The sequence below is a fragment of the Occallatibacter sp. genome (assembly GCF_049802275.1).
In the GTDB taxonomy this organism is placed as follows: Bacteria; Acidobacteriota; Terriglobia; order Terriglobales; family Acidobacteriaceae; genus Telmatobacter.
This window is the reverse complement of the sequence record NZ_JBARMD010000494.1, coordinates 1-4,546: the sequence shown is the minus strand read 5'-3', so window position 1 is coordinate 4,546 and position 4,546 is coordinate 1. Positions and strand designations below refer to the sequence as shown.

5 protein-coding genes are annotated in these 4,546 nt (G+C 56.6%); 3 read left to right on the top strand and 2 right to left on the bottom strand.

The window, feature by feature from the left end; genetic code table 11:
- Positions 1–338: ANTAR domain-containing protein (locus WA354_RS17240; RefSeq protein WP_472814261.1), on the bottom strand; the 338-nt coding region annotated here is incomplete at its 3' end.
- Positions 339–431: 93 nt separating this feature from the next.
- Complete coding sequence (locus WA354_RS17235) at positions 432–959, bottom strand: A24 family peptidase (RefSeq protein WP_472814260.1); 528 nt, start codon at positions 957–959, stop codon at positions 432–434.
- Positions 960–1,437: 478 nt separating this feature from the next.
- On the opposite strand from WA354_RS17235, the gene WA354_RS17230 reads away from it, so the two are divergent.
- The 3 genes from WA354_RS17230 to WA354_RS17220 form a co-directional block, all read left to right on the top strand.
- Complete coding sequence (locus WA354_RS17230) at positions 1,438–2,349, top strand: hypothetical protein (protein WP_472814259.1); 912 nt, start codon at positions 1,438–1,440, stop codon at positions 2,347–2,349.
- A 127-nt stretch (positions 2,350–2,476) separates the two neighbouring features.
- Positions 2,477–3,379 (top strand): ABC transporter ATP-binding protein, encoded by a 903-nt coding sequence (locus WA354_RS17225; protein ID WP_472814258.1) that lies wholly within the window; start codon positions 2,477–2,479, stop codon positions 3,377–3,379.
- A partial coding sequence (locus WA354_RS17220; RefSeq protein WP_472814257.1) for an ABC transporter permease occupies positions 3,372–4,546 on the top strand: 1,175 nt, incomplete at its 3' end. The genes WA354_RS17225 and WA354_RS17220, both read left to right, overlap by 8 nt.

Here is a 4,546-nt window from a genome sequence, read left to right as displayed (position 1 = left end):
CCGGCCCTCATCGAGCGGACCATCGAATTCGGATCAAGCCGCGACGTGTACACCATCACTGTGGTCGCCGTGCTTGCTGCAACAAACTCCACTAGTTCCAGTGCGTATTCAATGTCAGACTCGAGGTCGATAATGACAGCGTCGAACGCCTTCTCGCCCAGCATCCTGGGCATCTCTTTCAGAGTCGGGGGATAAGAAGAGTACTCCCGCACAATCGCGGCATGCGAGTTGTTCAGTGCACTCGCAATTGTCCTCCTGCGCTGCTCGCTGGGGCAGATCAGCGCGATGGACAGTATATTGCCGCCAAGGGGATCAGAGTCGTGCGTGTTATCAGTCACAAATTCAAGGCTCCCAAGTTCTTTCGCCAGAGCTGCGGAGTAACCGAGTTCGGGGCATTGTCAGCATACTCTAGTTGTTTTTCAAGCCCTTTCTCAATGAGAAAAGAAGGAAATAAGAGTACCAATTGCAATTGCCGGAGCGTAAGGCATCTTGCGTGCCTTTGGGTTGGAAAGCTTGAGGTCATCTGGCGCATGCAAACCGCGCTCCCTCCAGCCAAAAAGTAAATCCCCCGCCCCCGTAAACATCTCTCCCAGAAAGCCTCCGAAAACGGCCCACGCAAGCGCCATGATTCCGCCGGCAATTCCGATTAAAACCAATGCGAATACGAGCTGCTTCCACCAGATCCAGGCTCCGATTGCGGCGCATAGCTTTACATCTCCCATGCCCATGCCGCCCATCATCGCCATCAATCCATAAATCAGGCCGCCGAGCAGCATTCCACCAAGACTCTCGCCTAGACCATGCCACCCCGCGACCCACGTCGAAACCACGAGCCCGGACAATAAAAACGGAAAGACCAGCCAGTTTGGAATCCGCCGGCTGCGAATGTCAGTAACGGTCGCTACAACCAGCACTGCCAGCGTCGGCCACCAGGCATAGGGGTGTTGCAAATGTTGCAAACTTCTCCTCCTCCGTACCCCATCCAGATGGCTGTCGGTTAAGAGCCATTCTGCCCCCAATTTCGCGCATGTCAACTCTCGCTGGATTCAATGCGTTACGCTGGGGGTATCGAAAGAAGTGTACACGGAAGTACACGTAGGGAGTACCCCTGTGCAATAAAGGGTATACACCGGAGTAATGCCGTCGGCGGCTTTGCACGGGAAGAAAAATCCAGGTACGCCTATTCTTTCATCTTTCGCCATGATTCGACAGTAATTCTAAGCTTGCTACAACCCCAAAACCGGGTGACCCGGCTTCACTTTCTGGTGAGTATTCACCATGGAATGCCAGCTAGTAAGTCAAACTAACTCCGAGGCCCAGCGAGTTAACCACCCATCTCTGTTTGCTTTCTGCATTCAAGCTCATTCCAGCACCGCCGGTTTTCCGTCGGCGCGTTGTATTCTTCTTCTAATGTTCAGGCGACTTGCTTTCCTACTAGTGATCCTGGCATTCGGATTATCGCCTGCTCTCAGTCTTGCTCAGACCGATCCCGAATCCGCGCCGCAGTCTGTCTCCGGCACTCCGAAAACAACGGCGGCCGGGCAAAGGGCCATTCCCGCGCCCGTTTCAAGAGCGGGCACTTTATCCACAAAGCCCGTTCCGGCTCAGCAAAGCGATCCTGTGGTTGGATATCCATCCGGAGCACCCTCGCCGCCGCAGATTGTCATAGCGCCTTCGCCAGCCCTGCCCGCTCCATGGACCTGGCATGACCGCGTGCTTTGGGGAGCACTCCTGGTTCTCGTCATCCTGGGTTACATCGGCGTTATTTTGTCGCTGCGAGTACTGAAGAACATCCAGCGGCAAACGGAGTTTGGTGTCTCTGCCGCGCAGGCCGCCCTGCAATGTGCCAACGCCGCGCTGGAAAGCTCCCAGGCAATCGTCGATTCGGGCCGTCCATGGATCGTCGTTACGGTTGAGCCCTTTTTGACCGTTGAGCACGGATTCAAAGTGATGGCTACGAACCGCGGCCGCACGCCCGCCCGCATCCTGGCCAAGGCCGACTGCATCAAGGTCGCGCCCGATGAGACGAAGCTTCCAGCAACACCCGATTTCGAAAGCGGAAAATCGGCCACGCCGTTTGAACCCATCATTCTCCTTCCCGGCGAATCCGCCGGCATTCGACCCTTCCGCCGGGCCGACGTGCGCGCTTACTGCGCATCCGATGAACAATTCAAGCGCGTGGAAAAGTGGGAGGAGAAACTCTTCATGTATGGCCGCGTCATCTATCGCGACCTGATCTCGCCGCTCGATCAGCCGAATCACGAAACGGACTGGTGCTGCTGGTACGTCTACGGAGACAAGGACGCGCTGGTCATCGCGGGTCCTCCGGAGTACAACAAGCACAATTAGCCTGTATTTGGTTGAACCGAGCGATTCTCCAATTCGTAAGCACCAGGAGCGCTGACAAAATAGAGATAGCAACGCTTCGGTTGGACCCGCCCTACGGCGCGGCAAGAAACGAAATCCAGGAGCCTGAATGCCGGTCGTTGAACTCGCAGGGGTAACCAAGGCATACGAGACCAAAGTTGCGGTCCGCGATCTGAGCCTCTCCATTGATGCGGGCCAGATGTTTGGATTGCTGGGCCCGAACGGTGCCGGCAAAACCAGTTCCATCCGCATGATGATGGGCATCACCTTGCCCGATTCGGGATCCATCAGTCTCTTTGGCAAGCCGTTTGAGCGAGCCAGCCTGGAACGCGTCGGGTACCTGCCCGAGGAGCGCGGTCTCTATAAAAAGATGAAGGTGCTGGAGCAGCTGGTGTTTTTCGGCGAGTTGCACGGGCTGGCTGCCGCCGAAGCGCGCAAACGCGCAACCGATTGGGCGAAGAGGCTGGACATCGACGAAGCCCTTCCCAAAAAGACCGAAGAGCTTTCAAAAGGCATGCAGCAGAAGATCCAGTTCATCGGGTCTTTGCTCCACGATCCCGGCCTCATCGTGATGGATGAGCCCTTCAGCGGGCTCGACCCTGTGAATGCCAAGCTGCTGGAGCAGACACTGCTGCAACTGAAGGACGAGGGCAAAGCCATCGTCTTTTCCACGCATCGCATGGACCAGGTGGAGAAGCTCTGCGACTCCATCTGCCTTATCGATAAAGGTGAGGCGGTGCTCACTGGCCGCGTGCGCGAGATCAAGTCGCGATACGAGCGCAATCACATCATTGTCGAATTCGAGGGGAGCGCCGACTTCCTTAAAAGCTCCGAGATTGCCGAGGCAAAGAACTTCTCAGGGCACGCGGAGATCAAGCTTAAACCACACGGCGACGCTCAAAAGCTCTTGCGCGAAGCTTCTGCCGCCGCAAAGATCTTCCGCTTCGAGATGGTCGAGCCTTCGCTCGAGGAAATCTTTATCCAGACAGTTGGAGGCAAAGTCGATGCGTAACATCTGGCTGGTGGCAAGACGCGAGTACCTGGAACAAGTGCGCGGCCGCGCATTCAAAATGACCACCTTCGGCGTGCCTGCCATCTTCGCCGCGGTCGTCGGAATCGGTTACCTCTCCAATCTCGGCCTTGGATCGGGAAGACACCTTGCGGTCGCCTCAAACGATCCGGTGCTGGCAAATGAAATCAAGTCGCAATTGTTAGGAGACAAGGACGCAAAGGCCAAGGTGGACATCGTGTCGCCGGCATCCAGCGCCGACCGCAACGCACTCGTCAGCGAAGTTCGAAACAAGACGATTGACGGATTCCTGTGGGTTGAAACGCCTTCGGGACAGGCGCCAAGCGCGACGTATACATCGCAGTCCGCCGGCGATTTCATCACTGGCAGCCGCCTGCACGACGCCGTCAACCACGCCATTCTCGATGCAAAGCTGACCGTAGGCGGAATGCCACACAATGCCGCCGACAAGCTCGTCGATGGTGTGCATCTTCAAACCTTCCAGGTGAAGAAAGACGGCAGCGTCGTGAAGAGCAATGCGGCGGCCTCATTCTGGAAGGGCTACGTCATGGCAATTCTGCTGTCGATGACGACCATGATTTACGGCATGAACGTGGCCCGGTCAATCATCCAGGAAAAAACCTCGCGCATCTTCGAGGTCATGCTTGCAATCACGCGTCCAGCAGACATGCTGGCAGGCAAACTCATCGGTGTCGGCGCCGTGGGGCTCACGCAAATCGCTATCTGGCTGGTCGCTGGCGCGATCATCATTGGGACTCCGTTCGCCGCCTCCATACTTTCAGGGGAATATGCGGTGCACATCTCCGTCACCGAGGCGGTGTTGTTCCCGGTTTATTTTGTGCTCGGATACCTGCTCTACAGCTCGTTGTTCGCGGGTCTTGCGGCATCCTGCGAAACCGAGCAGGAACTCCAGATGTACATGCCGCTGGCCGCGGCGCCCACATGGCTGAGCTTTTCATTGATCGTGGTGGTCATGAATGACTCGAATTCGCTCTGGGCGGTTGCAGGGTCGTTATTTCCCCCGACCGCACCGATCATCATGTTCCTGCGCATGGCCTCGCAAATCCCTCCAGTATGGCAATTCGCCGTTTCCATCGCCCTGCTCGTGCTCAGCATCTGGCTGGTTCTCTGGATCTCCGCAAAGCTCTA

Coding starts and splice junctions, on each gene's coding strand:
- WA354_RS17225 (WP_472814258.1), top strand. CDS start 2,477: ATGCCGGTCGTTGAACTCGCAGGGGTAACCAAGGCATACGAGACCAAA.